General features: G+C 72.0%; 16 protein-coding genes and 2 CRISPR repeat arrays (1 of these 18 cut by a window edge). Of the genes, 9 read left to right on the top strand and 7 right to left on the bottom strand.

From position 1 onward, the window contains the following. Window positions 1-31 precede the first annotated feature (31 nt). Genes casA through cas2e form a run of 7 tightly spaced genes read left to right on the top strand, consistent with a single transcriptional unit; the run spans window position 32 to window position 6220 of the window. Window positions 32-1693, top strand: a complete 1662-nt coding sequence (gene casA / locus KIF24_RS15970) for a type I-E CRISPR-associated protein Cse1/CasA (RefSeq protein WP_221084711.1) — start codon at window positions 32-34, stop codon at window positions 1691-1693. Next, window positions 1690-2346, top strand: coding sequence for a type I-E CRISPR-associated protein Cse2/CasB (gene casB, locus KIF24_RS15965; protein WP_221084710.1), 657 nt, complete (start codon window positions 1690-1692; stop codon window positions 2344-2346). Before casA ends, casB begins: the two co-directional genes overlap by 4 nt. Continuing rightward, window positions 2343-3467, top strand: coding sequence for a type I-E CRISPR-associated protein Cas7/Cse4/CasC (gene cas7e / locus KIF24_RS15960; RefSeq protein ID WP_221084709.1), 1125 nt, complete (start codon window positions 2343-2345; stop codon window positions 3465-3467). Before casB ends, cas7e begins: the two co-directional genes overlap by 4 nt. Beyond that, window positions 3464-4165 carry a type I-E CRISPR-associated protein Cas5/CasD gene (gene cas5e / locus KIF24_RS15955; RefSeq protein ID WP_221084708.1) on the top strand — a complete coding sequence of 234 codons (702 nt, stop codon included), beginning with the start codon at window positions 3464-3466 and terminating at the stop codon, window positions 4163-4165. The genes cas7e and cas5e overlap by 4 nt, the downstream gene beginning before the upstream one ends. A 2-nt stretch (window positions 4166-4167) precedes the next feature. Beyond that, the gene (gene cas6e / locus KIF24_RS15950) at window positions 4168-4845 is read left to right on the top strand and encodes a type I-E CRISPR-associated protein Cas6/Cse3/CasE (RefSeq protein WP_221084707.1); all 678 of its coding nucleotides are present in this window, start codon (window positions 4168-4170) and stop codon (window positions 4843-4845) included. Then, window positions 4842-5810 carry a type I-E CRISPR-associated endonuclease Cas1e gene (gene cas1e / locus KIF24_RS15945; protein WP_221084706.1) on the top strand — a complete coding sequence of 323 codons (969 nt, stop codon included), beginning with the start codon at window positions 4842-4844 and terminating at the stop codon, window positions 5808-5810. Before cas6e ends, cas1e begins: the two co-directional genes overlap by 4 nt. After that, a complete protein-coding gene (gene cas2e, locus KIF24_RS15940; protein ID WP_221084705.1) occupies window positions 5810-6220 on the top strand; it encodes a type I-E CRISPR-associated endoribonuclease Cas2e in 411 nt (136 codons plus the stop codon). The genes cas1e and cas2e overlap by 1 nt, the downstream gene beginning before the upstream one ends. A gap of 25 nt (window positions 6221-6245) precedes the next feature. After that, window positions 6246-7189: direct repeats of the CRISPR family, unit length 28 nt; unit sequence CTGCTCCCCGCGCACGCGGGGGTGATCC. Window positions 7190-7379: 190 nt separating this feature from the next. On the opposite strand, the gene KIF24_RS15935 is transcribed toward cas2e, so the two are convergent. After that, on the bottom strand, window positions 7380-8792 hold the full coding sequence (locus KIF24_RS15935) for a carbohydrate-binding protein (protein ID WP_221084704.1): 1413 nt from the start codon (window positions 8790-8792) through the stop codon (window positions 7380-7382). 198 nt (window positions 8793-8990) lie between these two features. Here KIF24_RS15935 and KIF24_RS15930 point away from each other — a divergent pair, with 198 nt between their 5' ends. Next, entirely contained in the window at window positions 8991-9701 is a 711-nt protein-coding gene (locus tag KIF24_RS15930) for a TOPRIM nucleotidyl transferase/hydrolase domain-containing protein (protein ID WP_230415658.1), read from the top strand. A 275-nt stretch (window positions 9702-9976) separates the two neighbouring features. Here KIF24_RS15930 and KIF24_RS15925 read toward each other — a convergent pair whose 3' ends face one another. The 5 genes from KIF24_RS15925 to KIF24_RS15905 form a co-directional block, all read right to left on the bottom strand. Then, entirely contained in the window at window positions 9977-11191 is a 1215-nt protein-coding gene (locus tag KIF24_RS15925) for a histidine decarboxylase (RefSeq protein WP_221084703.1), read from the bottom strand. Beyond that, on the bottom strand, window positions 11188-12000 hold the full coding sequence (locus KIF24_RS15920; protein WP_230415656.1) for a hypothetical protein: 813 nt from the start codon (window positions 11998-12000) through the stop codon (window positions 11188-11190). Before KIF24_RS15920 ends, KIF24_RS15925 begins: the two co-directional genes overlap by 4 nt. Window positions 12001-12014: 14 nt before the next feature. Beyond that, complete coding sequence (locus KIF24_RS15915; RefSeq protein WP_221084702.1) at window positions 12015-13472, bottom strand: APC family permease; 1458 nt, start codon at window positions 13470-13472, stop codon at window positions 12015-12017. Between the two features lie 64 nt (window positions 13473-13536). Further along, window positions 13537-14109: an N-acetyltransferase gene (locus tag KIF24_RS15910; protein ID WP_221084701.1), complete on the bottom strand. Its 573-nt coding sequence runs from the start codon at window positions 14107-14109 to the stop codon at window positions 13537-13539. Between the two features lie 55 nt (window positions 14110-14164). Next, the gene (locus tag KIF24_RS15905) at window positions 14165-15397 is read right to left on the bottom strand and encodes an FAD-binding oxidoreductase (RefSeq protein WP_331461151.1); all 1233 of its coding nucleotides are present in this window, start codon (window positions 15395-15397) and stop codon (window positions 14165-14167) included. Between the two features lie 314 nt (window positions 15398-15711). On the opposite strand from KIF24_RS15905, the gene KIF24_RS15900 reads away from it, so the two are divergent. Then, window positions 15712-16959 (top strand): tetratricopeptide repeat protein, encoded by a 1248-nt coding sequence (locus tag KIF24_RS15900; RefSeq protein ID WP_230415654.1) that lies wholly within the window; start codon window positions 15712-15714, stop codon window positions 16957-16959. A 50-nt stretch (window positions 16960-17009) separates the two neighbouring features. Here the strand turns inward: KIF24_RS15900 and KIF24_RS15895 are convergent, their stop codons facing one another. Next, window positions 17010-17675 carry a 2'-5' RNA ligase family protein gene (locus tag KIF24_RS15895; protein WP_221084699.1) on the bottom strand — a complete coding sequence of 222 codons (666 nt, stop codon included), beginning with the start codon at window positions 17673-17675 and terminating at the stop codon, window positions 17010-17012. 857 nt (window positions 17676-18532) lie between these two features. Next, a CRISPR array of direct repeats spans window positions 18533-22579; the repeat unit is 28 nt; unit sequence GGATCATCCCCGCGTGCGCGGGGAGCAG; it runs 194 nt beyond the window's last position.

Genomic DNA, 22579 nt, shown 5'->3' with positions numbered 1-22579 from the left:
TTCACCCCGATTCCCGAAGGAGGTGAGGCCGGTGACCGGCTCAACGCACCCAGCCGGGTTCTCCCTGGTCGACGAGGCGTGGATCCCGGTGCTGGACGCCGCGGGTCAGCGCCGCGACGTGTCCCTGCTCGGCGTCTTCGAGCAGGCCGGCGAGGTACGCACGCTCGCCGGTGAGCTGCCCACGCAGAACTTCGCGATCCTGCGGCTCGCCCTGGCGATCCTGCACCGCACCACCGGCGGTCCACCCGGCGAGGCCGCCTGGCAGGCGTTGTGGCGGGCCCGGACGCTGCCGGTCGGGGAGATCGCCGACTATCTCGGAGCCTTCCGCGACCGGTTCGACCTGCTCCACCCGGAACACCCGTTCTACCAGGTCGCCGACCTGCGGGCGGCGAAGGAGAACACCTACGGCCTGGAGCGTCTGATCGCCGACGTGCCGAACGGCATTCCGTTCCTGACCACCCGCGCCGGGTCGGGCATGGACTCGATCGCGCCCGCCGAGGCGGCCCGCTGGCTGGTGCACTGCCAGGCGTACGACCCCTCCGGCATCAAGACGGGGGCGGTCGGGGATCCGCTCGCCAAGAACGGCAAGGGCTACCCGATGGGGCCCAGTTCGGTTGGTTCGCTGGGCGGCGTCCATCTTGAGGGCGAGACGTTGCTGGAGACGCTGCTGCTCAACCTGGTGCCGGTCGCACCGCGCTGGCAGGTGGCCGACGAGCGGGACCTGCCGGTGTGGGAGCGCGAGCCGGTCACCGCCGCCGAGGAGGCCGGCGCCACCCGTGGCCCGTACGGCCTGCTCAGCCTCTACACCTGGCAGTCCCGGCGGATCCGGCTCTTCGGCGATGCCGGCGGCATCACCGGCGCGATGATCTCCAACGGTGACCGGTTCGAGTGGCAGGACCGGCACCTGCTGGAGCCGATGAGCGTCTGGGGACGCAGCGGACCACGCGAGACCAAGGAGAAGCGGTCACCGATCTACCTGCCCCGGCCGCACGACCACAGCCGGGCACTGTGGCGGGGGTTGCAGAGCCTGCTGCCGGCGCCACCACCGCCCGGCGGCGAGCCACCGCAACGGCTGTCGCCGATGGTGGTGCAGTGGCTGGCCCGGCTGACCGTCACCGGCGTCGTCGCACCGGATTTCCGGGCCCGCACCCGCGCCACGAGCGTCACCTACGGCACCCAGCAGGCGGTCGTCGACGAGGTGTTCAGCGACGCGCTGACCATGAACGTCCTGCTGCTTGTCGGAGACTCGGCGCTGCGCGCGGCGGCCGTCGACGCCGCCGGTGACGCCGAGGCTGCGGTGGCGGTGCTGCGCCGGCTCGCCGACAACCTGGCCCGCGCCGCCGGCAGCCGGGACACCGACAGCGGCGAGGCCGACCGGGCGGCCGAGCGGGCGTACGCCCTGCTGGACCGCGCCTTCCGGGACTGGCTGGCCCGTCTCGGCCCGGACAGCGACCCGGTCGCCGAGCGCGCGGCATGGCAGCGGCTGGTCCGCCGCCACGTCACCGGGCTCGGCCGCGAACTGGTCGCGGCGGCCGGCCCGCAGGCCTGGATCGGCCGGACGGGCACCGACCGGGCCGGCCGGGAAGTCCACTACTCCAGCTCGCAGGCCGATGCGTGGTTCCGCGTCGGCCTGGCCAAGGCGCTGCCGATGGCGGCCGAGCCCCCGCAGCAGAGTCAGGAGAAAGCAGCATGACGACGGCTCACGTCGACCAGCCGGCCGGACCGGCGCGAAAGTCGTGGCTCCGCCGGCGAGGTGACCTCGGCGACCACGTCGCCCGGGCCGTCGGCAGCCTCCAGGCGCGGGTGTTGAGCACCGTGCCGCAACCCGAGGCGGTGAGCGCGCTGGCCCGGCTCCGGCGCGGCCTCGGCCGCACCCCCGGCTTCGACTTCACCCTCGAACGGTATCTCCAGGTGCCGGAGCACCTGCTGGGCTCCCGGCCGGCGAACGACGCCGAGGCGGCCGACTCCGAGCACGCCGTGCACGACGCGGTCACCCTCTACGCGCTGCACCAGCAGTCCCGCCGGGAGCGGATGCACGCCGACGGGCGCGGGCTGGGGCAGGCCCTGTCCGAACTCGTCCACCGGTCCGCCGGCCCCGACGGCGTACGCCGCCGGTTCGCCGCGCTCGGCACCGCCAGCACCTACCACGAGAGCGTCTACCACCTGCGCAGCCTGATCGTGATGCTGCGTGAGCACCAGATCCCACTCGACTACGGGCTGCTCGCCGACGACCTACGGACCCTGCGCCGACCCGACGGCCAGTCCACCGTCCAGGCCATCTGGGGCCGGGAGTTCTTCCGCAGCCGACCCGCCGCCACCGACTCTCCCGAGGAGGACCAATCATGAGCCGCACCATCATCGACGTCTACGCACTCCAGACCGTGCCACCGAGCAACCTCAACCGCGACGACACGGGTTCACCGAAGACCGCCGTCTACGGTGGACACCGTCGGGCACGGGTGTCCAGCCAGGCGTGGAAGCGGGCCATCCGGCTGGCGTTCGCCGGCCTGCTCGACCGCTCCCAGCTCGGCGAGCGGACCAAGCGCGTCGGCGAGTCCCTCGCGACCCGGATCAAGGAACTTGACCCGAGCATCTCCGACGAGGCCGCCTCCGCCCTCGCCGCCGAGGCCTTCGTGGCCGGCGGCCTCGCCAAGGCGGAGAAGAAGAAGGGCGAGGTGAAGGACGTCGAGTCCGGCTACCTGCTGTTCCTGAGCCACCGGCAGCTGGACAACCTCGCCGCCGCCGCGCTGGAGGCCGCCCGCGACGGCAGCACCCTCGACAGGGCCCGGTTCAAGGCGTTGGTCAACACCGAACACTCCGTCGACGTGGCGATGTTCGGCCGGATGGTCGCCGACATGGCCGACATCAACGTGGACGCCGCCTGCCAGGTCTCCCACGCCATCAGCGTGCACGCCGTCGACAACGAGTTCGACTACTTCACCGCCGTCGACGACCGCAAGGCCGACGCCGCCGAGACCGGCGCCGGCATGATCGGCACCATCGAGTTCAACTCGTCCACGCTGTACCGCTACGCCACCGTCGACGTCGACGCCCTGCACCGCACCCTCGGCGACGCGAGCGCGACCCGCGCGGCCGTCGAAGCCTTCCTGACCGCGTTCGCCCGCAGCATGCCGACCGGCAAGCAGAACACCTTCGCCCACCGCACGCTGCCCGACGCCGTGCTGGTGCGGCTGCGCGACACGCAGCCCATCAACCTGGTCGGGGCCTTCGAGACGCCCATCCGCGAGACGCACGCCGCCGGGCGGATCGAACTGGCCGCGGCCGAGCTGGCGAAGCACACGGTGGCGGTCGAGACCGCGTACGGGGAACGGCCGGTCGGCAGCTGGGTCACCCAGGTCGGGGAGAAGACCGCGGTGCTGGCCGACCTCGGCAAGGCGGTCAGCTTCAGCGAGCTGGTCAGCGGAGTGGGTGAGCAGGTCACCACCGCCCTCGGACAGCCGGCATGAGCGTCCTGCTGCTCAGGCTCGCCGGGCCACTGCAATCCTGGGGCGCGTCCAGCCGCTTCGCCCGCCGGGGCACCGAGGTCGCACCCACCAAGAGCGGAGTGATCGGCCTGCTCGCCGCCGCGAAGGGCCTCCGCCGGACCGAGCCGCTCACCGAACTGCTCGGCCTGGAGTTCGGCGTACGGCTGGACCAGCCCGGGCAACTCCTGCGCGACTTCCAGACCGCCCGGTCCCTCGACGGCCGGCAGAGCGCACCGCTGACCTACCGCTTCTATCTGTCCGACGCGGCCTTCCTCGCCGCCGTCAGCGGCGAGCGGGAACTGCTGCACGGCCTGGCGCAGGCGCTGGCCCGGCCACGCTTCCCCCTCTACCTCGGTCGCCGTTCCTGCCCGCCGGCCGGGCCGATCAGCCTCGGCGTCCACGACGACACCCTCGACGACGCGCTGACGCACTGGCCGTGGCTCGCCGCGAAGTGGCACCGCCGCAAGCTGGCGAGCACGGTCCGGTTGGAGATCATCCGGGACGTCCGACCGGGTGAGCCGGTCACCGAGACCGTGCCCGACGAGCCGATCAGCTTCGACCCCGCGCATCGACAGCACACCTGGCGGACGGTGCTGCGCCGGCACGTCGACATGACAAACGACCTCGCGGAACGGGCCGGTGTCAACGGGCACGACCCGCTGAGCCTGCTGGGAGGCTGAGCATGTTCCTCACCCGATTCCAGATCAACCCGGCCCGCCGCAACGCGCGCAAGCTGCTCTCCTCGCCGCACGCCATGCACGCGGCGGTCCGCGCCGCCTTCGCCGCCGCCGACGACTACGCGCGCGCCGGCACCCGTACCCTGTGGCGGCTCGACACCCCGACGACCGCGACCGTCCACCTCTACCTCGTCAGCCCCGGCCGGCCGGATCTCACCCACCTGGTCGAGCAGGTCGGCTGGCCCACCAGCGACGAAGCCTGGGTGACCCGGGACTACGACGGGCTGCTCACCTCGCTGCGCCCAGGCCAGCAGTGGGCGTTCCGGCTCACCGCCAACCCGACCCACAGTGGCCGCAAGACCGCCGACGCCAAGGAGACCCAGCGCTTCGGCTACCTGCGCGAGCACGAACAGATGGCCTGGCTGGTGGGGCGGGCCGACCGGCACGGCTTCGCCGTGGCGAGCCAGCAGGACGGTCGCCCGAACCTGCGGCTGCACCGCCGTCAGACGCAGACCTTCAAACGCGGCATGGGCACCGTCACCCTGACCGTGGCGACGTACGACGGCATCCTCCAGGTCACCGAGGCCGACGCCTTCCGCAGGGCGTTGACCGGCGGCATCGGCCATGCCAAGGCGTACGGCTGCGGCCTGCTCACCCTCGCACCCGCCCCGGGCAGCCCGTGAAGATTCCCGGTGTACCACCGGCGGAACTGGCGGACCTCAACCGGGCGCAGGACCGGCTCAGCTTCGTCTACCTCGAACGCTGCGTGATCCACCGCGACAGCAACGCGATCACCGCCACCGACGACAGGGGCGTCGTCCACCTCCCCGCCGCCACCCTCGGCGCCCTCATGCTCGGGCCGGGCACCAGCATCACCCAACAGGCGATGATGCTGCTCGCCGACAACGGCGCCACCGCCGTCTGGGTCGGCGAGCACGGCGTCCGGTACTACGCCCACGGCCGGCCACTCGCCCGATCCAGCCGGCTGCTCGTCGCCCAGGCCACCGCGGTCGTGCACCGCGACCGGCGTCTCCAGGTCGCGCGAGCGATGTACCGGATGCGGTTCCCCGGCGAGGACACCACCACCCTGACCATGCAGCAACTGCGCGGCAAGGAAGGCGCCCGGGTCCGCCGCTGCTACCGGGAACACGCCAAACGCACCGGCGTGACCTGGAACAACCGCGAGTACAACCCGGACGACTTCAGCGGCAGTGACCCCGTCAACCAGGCGCTGTCGGCGGCACACGCCTGCCTGTACGGCATCGTGCACGCCGTCATCGTCGCCGTCGGCGCCGCACCCGGACTCGGCTTCGTCCACACCGGCCACGACCGGTCCTTCGTCTACGACATCGCCGACCTCTACAAGGCCGACATCAGCATCCCGGTCGCCTTCGACATCGCCGCCAGCGGATCCACCGACATCGCCCCGGACACCCGCCGCGCCGTCCGCGACCGGGTCCACGACGGCGCCCTGCTCGACCGCTGCGTACGCGACATCCGGAGCCTGCTGCTCAACCCCGCGCCCCGCGGGCCGATCGACGAGCAGTGGCTCGGCGAGGAGCCGGAAGACGACACCCTACGGCTCTGGGACGAGGGCGGCTACGAGCTTGCCAGCGGACGAAACTACGGCGAGGACGTCGACTTCTGATGACCGTCGTCATCCTCACCGCCTGCCCCGAGGGCCTGCGCGGTCACCTGACCCAATGGCTACTGGAGATCTCGGCCGGCGTCTACGTGGGCCACGTCAACAGCCGGATCCGGCACCGGCTCTGGGCCAAGGTCGTCGAGATGGCCGGGCCGGGCCGGGCGCTGCTGGTCTACCAGCAGCCAGGCGAGCAGCGGCTGTGTTTCGAGGTGCACGACCACCACTGGCAGCCGGTCGACTTCGACGGCATCACCCTGATCCGCCGACCCACCGCGCGAAGCACCTACAACCCCGCCCTGCCCAAAGGCTGGAGCAAGGCAGCGAAACGCCGCCGCTTCGGACGCCGCACCACAGGGCGCAGCGACACGCCGACGGCCACCCCAAGACAAAGTGAAGAAAAACCCGATAGTTGATCTGCAAACGCCCAGCTCAGAAAGCCTGCTCCCCGCGCACGCGGGGGTGATCCCTTCGTCGCGCCGACCACCCCGGCCGGCACCTCCTGCTCCCCGCGCACGCGGGGGTGATCCGGCCCGGGCGGGCTGGCCACCGCCGTGGCGATCCTGCTCCCCGCGCACGCGGGGGTGATCCGGATGATGGAGCTGGCACGCACCACCGCGCTGGCTGCTCCCCGCGCACGCGGGGGTGATCCCGCGGGGTCAGACATACGTTTGACCTCCATTCCCTGCTCCCCGCGCACGCGGGGGTGATCCATTCTAGTCTCGCATTGGCGTCACTCATTCTCGCTGCTCCCCGCGCACGCGGGGGTGATCCGCGTGCCTCGGACGGGGTGAGCTGGCCGCCCTCCTGCTCCCCGCGCACGCGGGGGTGATCCGGCACTCGGGCCCGGTGGTGCGGCAATCGAGGGGCTGCTCCCCGCGCACGCGGGGGTGATCCCGGAGCACCCCGATGCCGCGCATCAACGCCGACCTGCTCCCCGCGCACGCGGGGGTGATCCCGACACCACGCAGACGTTCATCCCCAACCCCGACTGCTCCCCGCGCACGCGGGGGTGATCCCGGCATCCAGCTGTCGGTCAATGACAGCGAGCGCTGCTCCCCGCGCACGCGGGGGTGATCCCGCGGTACACACCCCAGACACCGAATGCGCCAGCTGCTCCCCGCGCACGCGGGGGTGATCCCCTCCTCGCGCGGGTCACTGGTAATTCCGAACGCTGCTCCCCGCGCACGCGGGGGTGATCCCGCCTACTTCGCCTGGCGGGACGACGAGTGGGCCTGCTCCCCGCGCACGCGGGGGTGATCCGGGGGGTCGGCGACTTCGGTGACGAGCGGCCTTCTGCTCCCCGCGCACGTGGGGGTGATCCCGGGTTGTGCTGGTTGACCAGGTACGACCCGACCTGTTCCCCGCGCACGCGGGGGTGATCCCCGGACAGCCGCACATAGTCGCGGATATCTCCACTGCTCCCCGCGCACGTGGGTGATCAGCCAAAAACGAAACGGCAGACGTAGCCGAAATCTGCTCCCCGCGCCGGCGGGAGCGATCCTATATGGACAGGGCCGCTGAACCCATCTCGACTCTGCTGCCCCGGGTCCACCGGGCACCATCCCCGTCCGGTCAGCGCCCCTGGAGGGCCCGGACGTTGTCGCCGAAGGTCCAGCCCTTCGAACCGTCCCAGTTCAGCGACCAGGTCATCAGCCCTTTCAGGCCGCCCCGGTAGGTGTTCCACGCCTGGGCGACGGCCGGTGGCGCCAGGTAGCCGCCGCCGGCACCGACCTGGGCGGGCAGGCCGGGGACCTGCTTGTCGTACGGGACGCGGATGGTGGTGCCCTGCACGACCAGCCCGGCGTTGAGGCAGTCGGTCTGGGCGACGAAGCCCTGCACCGTGCCGGCCGGGTACGAGTCGCCGGAGCAGCCGTACATGCTGCCGTTGTAGTACTGCATGTTCAGCCACCAGAGCCGGCCGTTGTCGGCGTACTTCTTGATGATGGGCAGGTAGGAGCCCCAGATGGAGCCGTAGACGACGCTGCCACCGGTGACGTACGCGGTCTCCGGCGCCATGGTGAGGCCGAAGCCGGCCGGCATCTGGGCCAGCACCCCGTCGATGATGCGGATCAGGTTGGCCTGCGACGTGGAGAGCTGGTTGATGTTGCCGCTGCCGATGAGCCCGGTCTCGATGTCGATGTCGATGCCGTCGAAGTTGTAGCGCTTGAGGATCGGCACGATGGTGGCGACGAACCGGTCGGCGACCGCGGCCGAGCCGAGGTCGATGCCGGCGGTGGCCCCACCGATGGACATCAGGATGGTCAGCCCGGTGGCCTTGGCCCGGCACATCTCCGCTGCGGTGGGCACCTTGACCGTGGTGTCCATGCCGTCCTCCCAGAGCACCGTGCCGTCGGAGCGGATCACCGGGAACGCCGTGTTGATGACGTTGTAGCCGTGCGCGGGGATGCGCGAGTCGGTGATCGGGATCCAACCCAGCGGCGGGTGTACGCCGTTTGCCGCGCCGTCCCAGTTCTCCCAGTAGCCCTGGAGCACCTTGCCCGCCGGCCTCGGCTTGAGCGCGCAGGTGTCCGGGCCCGGCGGGGCAGTGGTGGTGGGCGGCGGGGTCGGCGTGGGGGAGGAGGTGGTGGTGGGTGACGGCGTCGGCGTCGGGGTCGGCGAGGGGGTCGGTGAGCCGTCGCATGGGCCGAGGTCGGTCCAGAGTGACGGGGTGGCGGCCGGGTTCCAGCCGGCACCGACGTGCGCCGTGTGCGTCACGAGAGCCTGGTAGGTCCGGCCGGCGTAGGTGACCCGGCTGCCCACCGGGTAGGTGTTGCCCTCGGCCCAGGCCGGCGCGGTGCAGGCCGCCGCGACGGCGACATCGGGTACGCCGGCCGGGCTGCCGTTCCCGGCGGGGATGCCCTGCGCGGCGGGGATGCCCTGCGCGGCGGGGGTGGCCGCGAGGCTGCTGGCGGTCGGGAGGGCCACGGCGGCGGCGAGCAGGGCGGTGGTGGCCAGCAGGGCGGATGGCCCGGGTCGATGTCGCATGGCATGCCTCCTCATCGATGGGTGGAGGTTATCGTTAACCTTGTTAAAAGTAAATGTCTCGATCCGCGAAGTCGGCAAACCCCCTGGCCGATCCGTGCGTCGGTAACCGATGATGGCGGCGCCGCCCGATGGCGACCAGGCGCCGGGCGGAGGTGCGGGAAGAGTCGGCCGCCCAACGACCGGACGGGGAGACCCATCATGGATGTCACCGAGCGTCGTGAGCTGGCCCGGGTCGGTCTCGACGGACCCCTGGGCGGCAACGCCGCCTCGATGCGGGCCACCGCCCGCGCGCTGGCGCAGGTGGAGTCCGCCGCGGCCGTGGTGCTCGTCGAGGGCATCAGCGACCAGATCGCCCTGGCGGCGCTCGCGGCCGGCCGCGGCCGGGATCTTGCGGCTGAGCGGGTCGTCGTCGTGCCGATCGGAGGGGCGCACGCGATCGGCCGTTTCCTTACCATGTTGGGTCCGCTGGGCCCGGAGGTGCGGCTCGCCGGCCTGTGCGATCTGCGGGAGGAGGAGATCTTCCGGCGCGGCCTGACCGAGGCCGGTGTCGGCGCGCCGCGCACCCGCGCCGAGCTGGAGCACCTCGGGTTCTACGTCTGCCTCGACGATCTGGAGGACGAGCTGATCCGGGCCGTCGGCCCCGCGGGCGTGGAGGCGCTCTTCGACTCGCAGGGCGACCTCCGGTCGTTCCGGTCGTTCCAGAGCCAGCCCGCCTGGCGTGGCCGGGAGCCCGGCGCGCAACTGTGGCGGTTCCTGCGCAGCAGCTCGCGCCGCAACCTGCGCTATGCCCGCCTGCTCGTCGAGGCGGCAGTGGCCCGCGACACCGTGCCCCGACCGCTCGACGCGCTGCTCAGCACCGTTGGTGGGGGCAACGCTCGCCAGGTGAGGCCAGAGTCCGGCGATGGCTGACCGCACGGAAGGCATGGACCAGGCGTTGGCCAACGAGGCGGCGGAAGCCGGAGCCGCGATCGTCCGCCGTCGACACGGATGCGTCCCTGCTGACGCTCATCCGGAAGTAGCCCGCCACGAGCGGTTGAGTCGCCTCCGCTGCGCGGGGTGGCCGGCGGAAGGGACGACGCTGTCCGCTGCCGCCGGCCACCGACCGGCCGCCGTCCCTCCCAGAGCGGCGACCGGTCGGGGTGGCCGCACGTCGACGGCGGCCACCGGGTGTGGTCGTCGCGGGTTCACCCCGGCTCGGCGGCCACCCGTGGCGGAATCGGCTGCCGGGGGCGGGGCAGCGACGCGGCCGGCAGCGTCGCCACCAGATCACTCAGAAAAGCGTCGATCTGCCGCCGGCTGATGCCGGGCATGCAGACGATGTGGCTGACCGGGCCGTCGGTGGCCAGCAGCCACTTGGCGCGTACCGGCTCGGGTGGGGTGTCCAGCACGACGGTGAAGGCGTGCGGGTGCCGCCACGCCGGCCAGCCGGCGGCGGTGAGCTGCTCGACGGCGTACCCGGCGAGGTGGCGGGCCTCGGCGGCGCGCCAGCGGTGACCCTCGCGGCCGTGGGTGGCGATGGCGTGCCACAGCAGCGCGGCGGCCAGGCCGCAGCGCGATCCGGTGATGGTGGTGTCGCGGGTGGCGGTGTAGTTGACCGGGCTGCCGTGGCTGCGGACCGCCGTCGCGAACTCGCGGATCAGGACCACTCCGCATGGGGTCGGTACGCCGAGGAACTTGTGGCCGGAGATGGCGACGCTGCCGATGCCGCTGTCGGCGTCGAGGCGGAGCCGGCCGTCGAGAGCGAGCGGGATGCCGGCGAGCGCGGCATCGACGTGCAGGTGCCCGCCGGGGGAGTGGCCGGCCAGGAGGTCACGGACCCGGCTGGTGTCGTCGACGGCCTCGGTCATCGTGGTGCCGGCCGTGGCCACCACGATGGCCGGTACGCGCCGGTGCCGGTGCAGGTGTGCGGCCAGTCGCGGATAGTCCATCTCCCCGTCGGCGCGGGCCTCGACCCGCACCCCTCGGGCACCCAGCAGCGCGATGATCTTGGGGATGGAGTAGTGCGCGGCGGTCGAGAAGTAGATCCGGGCCCTCGGGTGACGGCGGTACGCGGCATGCAGGGCGGCGAGGTTCCCCTCCGTCCCGCCGGTGGTCACGTACCCCCACCGGTCGTCCGCCGGGGCGGCCAGCAGGTCGCCGACCCAGCCGACGACCTCCCGTTCCAGCAGCCGGGTGTGCGCGACCCCACCCGGGTCCTCCGGGTCGCCGATGTTGTTCCACAACCGGCCGCCCAGCCGGGTCAGCACCGCGTGGTGGTCGAGGTCGACGGCACCGGGAAAGCCGATGCTCGTCGGCGCGGCGGCGTCGGCGTCACGGACCAGCCGGTCGAGCACGGCGGTGACGTCGATCGGCGCGCGGCGCAGGTCCGCCGACTCGCCGAGGGTGCGGCTGTCGGTCACGGCCGCCGCTCCGCCCGCAGATGGGCGGTGAGGACGCGGTGCAGCCTCGCCAACTGCCGCCACACCTGCCGGGTGGGGTGGTCACCCTGCTCGGTGAGCTGCTCGTGCGGGTTGTGGTAGCTGATCCTGTCCGGGTCGAGGGAACGGGTGCAGCGGACTCCGTCGGCCCCCAGTCGGGCGTGCGGATCACGGTCGACGTGCAGCGCCGTGCCGTCGGTCAGCAGCGCGTAGCACTGCCCCTTCAGGTCGAACGCCGACCGTTGCCGCCCGCCGGCCGGCACGTCGCGCAGGCTCCGGCCGACCTGCTGCCAGCGACCCTGGTCGGAGTCGAGGGTGCTGACGCCGACACCGACGTAGACCGCCCCGGCCGGCAGGCTCAGGTCACCGCCGTTGACCATCGACCCGTCCGGCCCGAGGGGATGCCACCGCCGCCCGGCGGCGGTGCCACGGGCGATGTTGTCCGCCGTCACCTCCGTCAGGTCACCGAGCAGGCCGGGCAGGTCGTCGGCCTCGGGCGAGGCCAACCACAGCCGGTACGCGGTGTGCAGCCGGTAACCGTGCGGCTCGGCCGGCGCGTCGCAGACGAAGAACAGCGCCACACCGTGCGGGCCGAGCGCGTCCCGCTGGCCGAAGCGTTGATCGGCCTCGATCATGTGGCCCACGTTCAACCGCTTCGACCGGAACACCACCTGCTGGCGCAGGTCCGCCCAGCAGCGCTGCTGCGGCGACACCGGCTCCGGCGGCCAGGCCGGGCCCGGCGGGTCGCTGCTGTGGTGCCGCCCCGCAGCCGGGGTCGTCACGTTCGTCATCGTCATCGCCCCGGTCAGATCGAGATGGTGATGGCGTCGGGAACGGCGTGCGTCTTCGGCGTGCCACGGCCGATGCCGGCATACACCTCGGGCCGCGACTGCCGCAGGTGCCCGGCCCAGACCGCACCGACCACGGCGGTGCCGACGACGATCGCCGGCAGCAGGTACGGGTACCACGATCCGGGCCCGGCACCGAGCAACGACCCGACGTTGCCGACCATCGCGGCCAGCAGCACCGATCCGCCGAACACCCCCAGCACCGGCGCGAACCGCCACGACCAGGCGTCCGGCGCCGGGCCACGGACGCTCGCCGGGGCGACCATCGCGGCCATCGACGCGGCCAGCAGCAACGCCAGCAGCCCCAGCGCGCCCAGGGTGGACAGCCAGGTGAACATCGCCGCGATCGGGTCGACACCGCCGAGCGCGAACGCGGCCACCACGGCCGTCGCGACACCGGTCTGCGCCAGCGACCCGCCGCGCGGCGCGCGGACCCGGGTGCCGCCGCCGGCCCGCGCGAGGCCGGTCGGCAGCACCCCCTCCCGGGCCATGGCGAACACGTACCGGGCGATCACCGAGTGGAACGCCAGCATGGCGGTGACGATCGCGAAGACCAGCATCACGTCGGCGAGGACGACCCATCCGCCGCCGGCCCGCGCCAGCACCGCGAAGGGCAGCCCCGCCGCCGGATCGGCCGCCGCTGTGGCGACCGACGCCGGGCCGACCGCGAGGCCCATCGCCCAGGCGGTGACCGCGTACACCCCGCCGAGCACGAGCACCGCGCCGATGGTGGCCCGGCCGACCGCCCGCCGGTCGACGGCCTCCTCCACGAACGAGCCCGGCGCGTCGACCCCGGTCAACGCCGCGACGCAGAACGCGACGGCACCGCCGATGCCGCCGACCGCCAACCCGGACACGTCGAAGCCGGCCCAGTCCAGCCGGCCGCCCGCCGGCCGCCCCAGCCCGGCGAGCACGAACACCACGACGATCAGCAGCGACACGGCCAGCACGGTGCCCAGCACCCGGGTGGACAGCACGATCGCCCGCACCCCCAGCACCCCGACGACCGCCAGGGCGACACCGGCCCACACCCACCACGCACCACCGAGCCGGGTGGCGACCGTCGCGCCCAACAACCCGTACAGGCTGATCTGGATGGCGTTGTAGGCGACCAGCGCGACCAGGCCGGCGGCGACCCCCCAGCCACGACCGAGGCCGTGAGCGGCGATGCCGTAGTAGGCCGCCGGGTGCCCGACCTGCCGGGCCATCGCCGTGTACGCGACGGCGAGCACCGCGACCACGCCGGCCACCAGGACGAAGGTGAGCGGCAGCGCGGTCACCCGGGTGTTCGCGTAGGTGGCGGGGATACCCCCGGCCAGGACCACCAGCGGCGCGGACGCCGCCGCACCGAACATCCACATCCCGGCCGGCGTCAACGTCCGGCGGGCCAGCGCCACCTGCACATGCGACGACATCACCGCCGGTCACCCCGCTGTGGGCTCACCATGGGTCGTTCTCCTTCGAGTTGTCGGGTCGAGGTCAGCGGGGCCCGGTGCACCCGCACCCGGCGCGGCATCGCCGCGCCGTCGCGGGCGCGGCCCGCCACATCCGCCAGAGCGCCGGGCCGCCGCCGAGCAGGACCGGCGTCCGTGGGGCGTAGCCGAGCCGGCCGAGCAGGCACTCCCGGGGCCGGTCGGTGACCACCTCGGCGTACGAGGGCAGGCCGTGCGGGTCCAGCAACCGGTGCCGGGCGACCAGCAACCGCCGCGCCGCGTCGTGATCCCCGGCCAGCTGGGCGAGGTGGTGGTGCGGGATGTGCGGGTGCACCGCGTCGGTCTGCGCGTGCAGCAGCGCGAACCGGGCCGCCTGCGCGCCGAGCACCCGGCAGAGGCCGAACAGCAGGGCCGCCGCCGGCTCCGGCGCGGCGCGGCGGGGATACCAGACCGCCACCGCCGTCCGGTCGCAGGTCGTGTCGACCTGGCCGTGCGCCAGCCCGTGCGCCAGCACGAACCGGGCGTAGGCGTGCAGGACGGGCCGACGGTGGGCCGGGTCCGGCACCAGCCACGCGGCGATCGGCCCGGCCGCCAGCTCGGCGGCGAGCAGACCGCTCAACGCGGGAAGGTCGGCACCGGTCGCCGGCCGAGCGGGTGATCCTGTCCGGCGCACGTCACACCTCCGCCGCACGGTGCCCGGCGCACTGCCCGCCGCCGTGCGGCTGGTCCTGCTCGTCGCGCTGCCCGGCGGTCTGCGGGCGGCCCTGCTCGTCGCGCTGCCGGCCGGCCTGTCTGGCGGGCTGCGGGTGCTGCGGTTGGCGCGACCAGCGGGCGGCGTCGAGGGCGCGCTCGAAGGTGACCGCCAGGTGCAGTTCCCGGGCGGCGACACCGGCCGCGGGCAACCGCACCCGGGCCGCCTCGATCAATGCCGGTGGCCCGCAGACGAAGAACGCCTGCCCCGGCCGGTGGTGGTAACGGGCGACCGTGAGCAGGTCACCCTGGGCGGCCGGTTCCACCGCCGGATCGTGGGAGAACGTCGGCACGATCGTCAGCCAGCGACGGTGCGCGTCGGCGAGCTTGTCCAGCGCCACCGCGTCGTAAAGATCGAACAGCGTCCGGGCACCCACCACCAGCGTCACCCGCCGATTGCCCGGCGACACCGCGACCTGCTCGACCATGGCCCGCAGCGGCGCCAGGCCGGTCCCGCCCGCCGCCAGCAGCAGATCGGCACCGCCGGCCCTGGCCAGTGACAGCCCGACGTCGGCGGGTGGCCCGAGCCACACCGTCTCGCCCGGCATCACCTCCCCGACCAGCAGCGGCGACACGACACCCCGCGCGACGGCGCGGACGTGGAACTCCAGCCGGCCGTCCGGGCGGGGCGCGTTCGCCGGGGACAACCACCGCCACCGGCCGGGCAACCTCGGCGTGCCCACCGGCAGCGCCTGACCCGGCTCGTACCGCAGCCGCCGCACCGGCCGTACGGTCAGCACGACCACACCGGCCACCGGCTCCGAACGCGACTCGACCTCACCCACCATCACCTGCGGCCCGTCGCCCAGCGCCCCGGCCGCCCGCTCCGCCAACCGCAACGCCCGCCGGCAACCCCGCTCCCACCGCACCGCCGACGACGGACCCCAGGCGGTGCCGGCGAACCGGCCCACCGTGTCCACGAACGCGGCACTGATCGCGGTGTCGTGGTACGCCCGAAGCCCGAGCCGCTGGTGCATCCGCCCCAGCACCGCCAGGGCCGCCCGCCGCCCGGCCGGCTCATCCCGACCCGCGATCACCTGCCCCAGCGTCGTGAAGAACATCGGCGCAAACCGGTGCGGCAGAAACCGCACCGACCGATCCTCCATGAACGCCCAGAAATGATCGGCGGCCCGCTCGTGCACTCCACGAACGGCCACCCACGACAACCCGGGCTCAGCCATGCGACCGACCCCGCATCGCAGCCGTCCCGGCCATCCGCCCATCAACTGCGGTACCGATCAACTCCATGTCAGCTCTCCGTCGAACGGTCGATGGCTCCGTGCACAGTGCCTCAGGAGACGGCCACGCGCGTGCCAGTTCAGCTGGTCGAACCTCCGCGCGACGGCGCAGCGCGACGCTCGGGGATCCCGACATCAAAGGTTCCGTTGAATCGCCTGCAACTACAGATGTCACTGCGGTGACACCTGCCCGTCCCCTCGGTGCCACCCTCGGAAAGAGCGATAATGGGACCATGGCAGAAGGTCAGGACGCTGCGGAGGACCGGCCCGTCTGGGCTGCCCGGCTACGCGCCGAACGGGCTGCACGCGGGTGGTCGCAGGCAGACGCGATTCGGGCGCTTCGCGCTCACTCACCGGAACAACTGCCCTCGGACAACGCCCTCCTGCGGAACTGGAAGCGCTGGGAGGCGGGTGGAACCGAACCAGATTCCTTTTACAAGGCGGCCATTGCCGAGACCTTCGGCACCGTCACCGCCGCATTCTTTCCGCCCCATGCGGCGCGTGAGGCCGACCAGGCGCTCCTTGGGGGATCCGGTATGGAGACCCTGGAAATCCTGGCGAGAGTGCAGGCGTCCGATGTCTCCACGTCGACGCTTGACGCACTGAAGGTCACCGCCGATCGCCTCTGCTCCGAGTACCCATACATGCGGTCGGAGCAGCTCCACGCTGAGGGCCAGGCATGGCTGCGGCGCATCACCTCGCTGATGGACCGCCGCCTCACCCTGTCCCAGCACCGAGATGTTCTCACGCTCGCTGGATGGGTTGCCCTGTTGGTCGGCTGCCTTGAGCACGACATGGGAGATCGCAGGGCCGCCGAGGGCACCCGTCGAGCTGCCGCCTCACTCGGCGAAGAAGCCGGCAACGCCGCCGTTTCCGCCTGGGCCTACGAGATGCGCGCCTGGTACGCCCTGACCCAGGGCGACTACCGGGGCGCCATTGTCGCAGCCAATGCTGGGGAGGACGTCGCCGCAGCAGATGGCGCGGCAGTCCAACTCGCCGCTCAGCGGGCGAAGGCTTGGGCCCGCCTCGGTGATCGTCGCCAGGTCGAGACTGCCCTCGATCATGGTCGCCGACTGCTGGAGTCCCTTCCATACCCGGCAGATATCGACCACCACTTCATGGTGGATCCCGCCAAATTCGACTTCTACGCCATGGATTGCTACCGGATCCTAGGCGAAAATCGCCTGGCCGAGATGTACGCCAGGGAGGTAATTGCCTCATCCACCGACCCGAACGGGATTCCGCGAAAGCCGATGCGGATCGCGGAGGCGCGCATCACGCTTGGCGTCACAGCTGCCCGCGAGGGAGACGTCGAAGCAGCGGTGTCTCATGGCCGGCGAGCGCTCGAAGGCGACCGTAAGTCCTTGCCCTCACTCCTGATGTGTTCGCGAGAACTCGCCAGCACGCTCGCCAACAGACACCCAAGACAGGACGAGGTCATGTCCTACCTCGACGAGCTTCGTACCCTGACCTCGGCATGATAGGACCCAACGCGCACGCCTACACAGGGACTACGCCCTGGTCAGCTACATCACCCGGCCAGATTTGCCTCGGCGACTGTCGTCCACCGGTAGGTGCGGTCGGCCCGGCGAAGCGCAATCAACGGCACATGGCCGATTCTGACCCGTGCCGGAGGAAGGTCGCGTAGGGCGGCGAGGCGGCGGCGTATCGGGCCGGCTGGTGCTGGCGAGCCGCTGTACGCGATGGTGACGTGCGGCCGAAACCCGTCGGCAGGCTCGGGCACGCTCCGCCACACCGTGTCGATGGCCTCTCGGATGGTGTTGCGCAGGCGCTCGACCTGTGCCCACGGCTGAACGAGAAGGCCGATCCCCTCGGCATCGGGATCTACCGGACCGAGGGTCAGCTCAAGCGGCGGCATGCTCGCGCAGAGTAGACGGATAGCAGCGATAATCTCTTCGATGTCGGCGTAGTTGATCTCGTCGGCGAACCCAATGCCCTGCATGGTGAGATGCAAGCCGTCGACCGGCACCAGGTCCAGCTCCGGCAGCGCTAGCTCAGCCTGGATCCGGGCCACGAGTGCATGAAGTTCGAGCTGGTGTTCGAAGGTCAGGTGCCAGGTGTAGAACTGTCGGTCGGCTCGCCAACCGGGCCGCCAGTACCAGTGCTCGGTGAGGTTGGGCAGCTCCTCGTAGGCACTCCAGCGTTGGTGCAGGCTGGCCAGCTCCCGATCGCTCATGACGGCGATGGTAAGCCGGGCGGTGACAGGGCAGCAGGCCGGCTGCGCTCAGCAAGTACCTCCGCGACATGCCGGAGCTGCGGTCGCAGCGTACGGCCGAGCGGTGGTGAGGAACTGCCGAGCACGCTTATGGACCGACTCGTAGCGCTGCTCGGCGGTGAGTCTGAGTGCTTCCAGCACCAGCGAGCCGGCATGCTCGGGCTCGGGGTTGTCGCGGCGCAGGTGCGGTGAGGCGATCGACCGGCGGGCGTTGGGATCATCCCCGCGTGCGCGGGGAGCAGTGCCGAGCTGACCCAGTTGGCCGGGTGGCTGTGGGACCATCCCCGCGTGCGCGGGGAGCGTGCGCGGGGAGCAGGATCCGGTTGCCCTCCGACTGCACGGCGGTTGGGGATCATCCCCGCGTGCGCGGGGAGCAGAGAGCGGACGGGGCGTAGAACGCAGCAGTGTTCTCGCCGACTCATTCGGGCCCCACAGGTCCATCGATTCCTGGCCCCATCAATTCGATTCCAGAAATCTGTGGCTCCACATGGACGCCGATGCCCGGTGGTGTCAGCGTGGCTCCACCGGTTCACGCCGCTCGGCGCCGAACAGCTGCCGCGCCGGTCTTCGACCGGCTTGCCACCGAATCCCTGCAGCAAGACGTCGCTGGTGGGAGCGCAGTGTCCTGGGGTCGGCGGCTTGGCTGCGAGTACGTCGGGCTCCGCCGGCCGAAGTACGGCTGTTCCATCCCTTGGGACCGGTGGGGCCAACTGGAACTGGAACTCCCATCGACGCATGGGCACCTGTCGCGGACGGTGGACCCGGGACTTTCCGGAACGGTGGGGCCAAAAACACCCGGTGAAAACACAGCAGCATCCGGATCATCCCCGCGTGCGCGGGGAGCAGCAGGATCACGATCACCATCGGGTCACCGTCTCGGGATCATCCCCGCGTGCGCGGGGAGCAGAGGCTCCTCCTGGGGGGTAGGGGGGAAGGAACGGATCATCCCCGCGTGCGCGGGGAGCAGACAGGATTTTGGACAATCACACTCCCATTCCCAGGATCATCCCCGCGTGCGCGGGGAGCAGCTGATCCGCGACGACCTGGGCACCGCTGGCACCGGATCATCCCCGCGTGCGCGGGGAGCAGAGGCCCGACGTGGGCAGGGTCGATCCCGACCACGGATCATCCCCGCGTGCGCGGGGAGCAGGCCAGGACCAGGCCGAGGATCTCGAACGGAATCGGATCATCCCCGCGTGCGCGGGGAGCAGAAGCGCGACAACCCGCAGCCACCGAAGGCCGCCGGATCATCCCCGCGTGCGCGGGGAGCAGGGTGTGGCCATACGGGACTGTGGCACCGTGGGAGGATCATCCCCGCGTGCGCGGGGAGCAGCCGCTCGACGGCCCGCTGTCCGTGTCCATGGTGGGATCATCCCCGCGTGCGCGGGGAGCAGAGGACCAACCCGCTTGATATACCCACTAGACAGGGGATCATCCCCGCGTGCGCGGGGAGCAGACGGCGGTGCTGGAGTCCGACGAGGACGACACGGGATCATCCCCGCGTGCGCGGGGAGCAGCAGCACCCCGCGGACCACTGACCCCGGCGGACGGGGATCATCCCCGCGTGCGCGGGGAGCAGAAGACCGTGCCATCTACCTCGGTGGCGCGCGAGGGATCATCCCCGCGTGCGCGGGGAGCAGACGGTGACCGGCAGGTCGTAGGTGCCCACCCCGGGATCATCCCCGCGTGCGCGGGGAGCAGTCGGCGCTCTCCCTGGTCGGCTGGTCCTGGTAGGGATCATCCCCGCGTGCGCGGGGAGCAGTTCACGGAGATCGACGGCACCCCCGCGGCGCCGGGATCATCCCCGCGTGCGCGGGGAGCAGTCGGCGATCAGCTGCTGGAAGCTGACCTTCCCGGGATCATCCCCGCGTGCGCGGGGAGCAGCGTTGGGAGCGGGCGTCTTCCCAGGCGGCTTCGGGATCATCCCCGCGTGCGCGGGGAGCAGATCTCCGGCCCAACAGGATCAGGCAAAAAACAACGGGATCATCCCCGCGTGCGCGGGGAGCAGATCTGTTCCTGTGCGATCTCTCGCTCGGTGTCCGGATCATCCCCGCGTGCGCGGGGAGCAGATCTCCGCGATCGAATACACCTCGGCGAAGGCGGGATCATCCCCGCGTGCGCGGGGAGCAGACGAGGACACCGACGATGATCCGCATCTACCCGGGATCATCCCCGCGTGCGCGGGGAGCAGTCCGCAGGGCGAACTTGACCCGGGTGTCGGAGAGGATCATCCCCGCGTGCGCGGGGAGCAGGCACTGTTGACTCTGCATACACTGCGCTCTAGGGGATCATCCCCGCGTGCGCGGGGAGCAGAACCACCCGCTGGCTGTCGAGCGGCGGGACCTGGGATCATCCCCGCGTGCGCGGGGAGCAGAGCCAGCGGATCGGGTCGGATTCCAGCCGCATGGGGATCATCCCCGCGTGCGCGGGGAGCAGGACGGCCGCCGCAGTGTCGGCGTCGACGGCCGGGGATCATCCCCGCGTGCGCGGGGAGCAGATCCGACACCACAATCTCCGCCTCGGTGAAGTCGGATCATCCCCGCGTGCGCGGGGAGCAGGGCGTGGCGACGCCGGCCGACAAGCTGATCCGCGGATCATCCCCGCGTGCGCGGGGAGCAGACCGTCCGTATTCCGTGCCCCGGTATGTCCGGAGGATCATCCCCGCGTGCGCGGGGAGCAGGGTTCGCCGGGCTGGAGGTGGCCGCCGCACTGCGGATCATCCCCGCGTGCGCGGGGAGCAGGCGGGATCGGCTGCCCCGGTTTGTCCGATTGCCGGATCATCCCCGCGTGCGCGGGGAGCAGATCTCCATGTCTTCTCCTCACGACGACGGATGGGGATCATCCCCGCGTGCGCGGGGAGCAGTCGGTCCACACCGGCACGTCGACCGTGGGCACGGGATCATCCCCGCGTGCGCGGGGAGCAGGCAGACCAGCCCGACTGGTCGCACGAGATCGCGGGATCATCCCCGCGTGCGCGGGGAGCAGACAAGGCGCATTGCTCGCTCATGCCGCACATCCGGATCATCCCCGCGTGCGCGGGGAGCAGGCCGCCGACTTGGCCGCACGCTCGGCGGCGGACTGGATCATCCCCGCGTGCGCGGGGAGCAGACCTCGCCGGGCGTCATCAGCCGGCCTTTGCTGGGATCATCCCCGCGTGCGCGGGGAGCAGATCTCGTCGAGCCGGTCGAGCAAACCGGAGGAGGGATCATCCCCGCGTGCGCGGGGAGCAGCTGGCTCTCCGGCCGTTCGTACGACGACAGAGGGGATCATCCCCGCGTGCGCGGGGAGCAGTTCATCGCCCAGTTCCACGCCCGCGTCGAGACGGGATCATCCCCGCGTGCGCGGGGAGCAGGCACTGATGGGAGACAACGACGATGCCTAACCCGGATCATCCCCGCGTGCGCGGGGAGCAGGGCGACGCCGCCACCGGCACCCTGCTCGCCACGGGATCATCCCCGCGTGCGCGGGGAGCAGAGCCTCCTGCAGCGCCGTGCGGACCCGCGCCAGGGATCATCCCCGCGTGCGCGGGGAGCAGAGGTGGACCATCTGCATGTCCCGCAGCAGCCCGGGATCATCCCCGCGTGCGCGGGGAGCAGATCTGCAGCGCCCGCGGTTCTGCCTCCGACAGGGGATCATCCCCGCGTGCGCGGGGAGCAGGTGATCCGGTGTTCGTATGCCTCCACCAGTTTCGGATCATCCCCGCGTGCGCGGGGAGCAGCGACAAGCGCGCCCGCCGGTGACCTGCTTCGTGGGATCATCCCCGCGTGCGCGGGGAGCAGGTGCCGGGCCTGTCCGAGCACACCGACGGGATGGGATCATCCCCGCGTGCGCGGGGAGCAGCTGCACGGCGGCGGTGGTGCGTCGCCAGTCCTGGGATCATCCCCGCGTGCGCGGGGAGCAGTGCTGGTCACGGGTGGTGTGTCGGGTGGTGGACGGATCATCCCCGCGTGCGCGGGGAGCAGGCCAGATGCGCACCCGCCCGCTGAGGGCCCGACGGATCATCCCCGCGTGCGCGGGGAGCAGCATCTGCTGCTCGGTCACTGCCGCCCTCTCTTGGGATCATCCCCGCGTGCGCGGGGAGCAGCCACCCCGTCGCCGGCCGTCGTCGCGCGACGCAGGATCATCCCCGCGTGCGCGGGGAGCAGAAGGCCGCGTACTGGCGCAAGGCCCGGTGGCTGGGATCATCCCCGCGTGCGCGGGGAGCAGTGCCGCGGGCCGCCGCGCCGGCGTTGGTCGACAGGATCATCCCCGCGTGCGCGGGGAGCAGTCCACTGCTGCTGTGCTACCGAGCTGCGCGCCGGGATCATCCCCGCGTGCGCGGGGAGCAGACTGACCCCGGCGGACGGTTCTACCCGATCGCGGGATCATCCCCGCGTGCGCGGGGAGCAGATCCTCACGCCGGACCTGGGTGCCGCCCGCGAGGGATCATCCCCGCGTGCGCGGGGAGCAGGGGCCATAGAACCACGTCGCGCTGGTCGGATTGGGATCATCCCCGCGTGCGCGGGGAGCAGGTGGAGCACGCGGAGCCGCTCGGCAACGGTGAGGGATCATCCCCGCGTGCGCGGGGAGCAGGGCGCCGGCCTGGGCGCGGCGGGCGGGGTCGGCGGATCATCCCCGCGTGCGCGGGGAGCAGTCCCAGGTTGCCTGCGCGGTGCCCGCCAGCCGGGGATCATCCCCGCGTGCGCGGGGAGCAGCTGCCGCAGATCGGTGAGGCGGTCAGCCGGTTCGGATCATCCCCGCGTGCGCGGGGAGCAGATCGCTCTGGCGTTCGCCGTCAGCAGGCCCGGGGGATCATCCCCGCGTGCGCGGGGAGCAGAGCACCTTGCCGATCTCGCCCGCGCCGGAGCCCGGATCATCCCCGCGTG

This window comes from Micromonospora tarapacensis (assembly GCF_019697375.1).
Lineage (GTDB): Bacteria > Actinomycetota > Actinomycetes > Mycobacteriales > Micromonosporaceae > Micromonospora > Micromonospora tarapacensis.
This window is presented reverse-complemented; position numbering and strand designations above follow the sequence as displayed.

Bases quoted from the DNA above. Each gene is read 5' to 3' on its own strand.
- KIF24_RS15895 (WP_221084699.1), bottom strand. From the start codon at position 17,675: ATGAGCGATCGGGAGCTGGCCAGCCTGCACCAACGCTGGAGTGCCTAC.
- casB (WP_221084710.1), top strand. From the start codon at position 1,690: ATGACGACGGCTCACGTCGACCAGCCGGCCGGACCGGCGCGAAAGTCG.
- cas2e (WP_221084705.1), top strand. From the start codon at position 5,810: ATGACCGTCGTCATCCTCACCGCCTGCCCCGAGGGCCTGCGCGGTCAC.
- cas6e (WP_221084707.1), top strand. From the start codon at position 4,168: ATGTTCCTCACCCGATTCCAGATCAACCCGGCCCGCCGCAACGCGCGC.
- KIF24_RS15935 (WP_221084704.1), bottom strand. From the start codon at position 8,792: ATGCGACATCGACCCGGGCCATCCGCCCTGCTGGCCACCACCGCCCTG.
- KIF24_RS15900 (WP_230415654.1), top strand. From the start codon at position 15,712: ATGGCAGAAGGTCAGGACGCTGCGGAGGACCGGCCCGTCTGGGCTGCC.
- KIF24_RS15915 (WP_221084702.1), bottom strand. From the start codon at position 13,472: ATGTCGTCGCATGTGCAGGTGGCGCTGGCCCGCCGGACGTTGACGCCG.
- cas7e (WP_221084709.1), top strand. From the start codon at position 2,343: ATGAGCCGCACCATCATCGACGTCTACGCACTCCAGACCGTGCCACCG.
- cas5e (WP_221084708.1), top strand. From the start codon at position 3,464: ATGAGCGTCCTGCTGCTCAGGCTCGCCGGGCCACTGCAATCCTGGGGC.
- KIF24_RS15920 (WP_230415656.1), bottom strand. From the start codon at position 12,000: ATGACGAACGTGACGACCCCGGCTGCGGGGCGGCACCACAGCAGCGAC.
- KIF24_RS15930 (WP_230415658.1), top strand. From the start codon at position 8,991: ATGGATGTCACCGAGCGTCGTGAGCTGGCCCGGGTCGGTCTCGACGGA.